We start from the raw sequence: 542 nt of genomic DNA, 5'->3' as shown, positions 1-542 counted from the left end.
TCACCAAAGGGCAAGTCAACTTGCACATGACGCCAGCGATGGGGACAGATTTAGAAACCGAGCGCGAACATCGACGTTGGAAGCGGCCAGTCTATCAGGTGATGAGCACCGCATTTGAGCAAGTTGATGCCTGTTTGCCAGTCGCGGCCATTCGAGACTTGATCAAAGCTGGTATAGGCTTCCCTTGGATCTTGTGCGACGCCAAAGAAGAATATCGTGGGCTACTCACTCAAGATGATGCCTTGCAGTATCTGGCTTCATGCTAATGGCTAGGTCAAGTATTGCTGCACAGGCTTTATATTGAACGCATGAGCATTAAGCCTGTTTGATGCTATTTGGATCGCAAGTTAGGCGGAGAGTTTAGGTGGTTTGGCGATAGGTGATTTGCTATTATCGCCACCCCAAAACGACTTTTGAGCTTGCATTCAACATGATTCAACAATTGCTGGTTACTTTCCCTCCAATGTTATTTGGCGCACAAGCGCTGCTGACTTTGCTTTTGATCAAGGGCGATATTTGTCCGGGTCAGCGAGGTCGTCTCC

1 pseudogene is annotated in these 542 nt (G+C 48.5%); it reads left to right on the top strand.

The features are described from left to right. Nucleotides 1-266 (top strand): annotated as a pseudogene (locus R7Z47_RS26500) (hypothetical protein); the annotation flags it as partial. Nucleotides 267-542 lie beyond the last annotated feature (276 nt).

Source organism: Vibrio sp. 1641 (assembly GCF_033339995.1).
Taxonomy (GTDB): domain Bacteria; phylum Pseudomonadota; class Gammaproteobacteria; order Enterobacterales; family Vibrionaceae; genus Vibrio; species Vibrio alginolyticus.
This window is presented reverse-complemented; position numbering and strand designations above follow the sequence as displayed.